This window comes from Fructilactobacillus sp. X3R2C1, from assembly GCF_059901235.1.
On sequence record NZ_JBWXVA010000043.1, the window covers coordinates 1 to 262 of the forward strand.

The window sequence follows — 262 nt, forward strand, 5'->3', positions numbered from 1 at the left end:
GTCTTCGCCATTACCCTGGCGTTCATCGGCAAGTTCGGCGCGCTGCTGCAAAGCATCCCGGTGCCAGTGATGGGCGGTATTCTGTGCCTGCTGTTTGGTTCGATCGCGGCGGTGGGCATGAACACCATGATCCGCCACAAGATCGACCTGGCCGAAGCGCGCAACCTGGTGATCGTGTCGGTAACCTTGGTGTTTGGTATCGGCGGCGTACTGATCGGCAGCGGTGACGGCCCGGACGACTGGGGCCTGAAGGGCATCGCCC

General features: G+C 62.6%; 1 protein-coding gene. It reads left to right on the forward strand.

What is annotated here, in order from left to right; all coding sequences use genetic code 11:
• The coding region (locus AC6UDB_RS07080) for a solute carrier family 23 protein (RefSeq protein ID WP_500709557.1) at positions 1-262 on the forward strand (262 nt) is incomplete at both ends.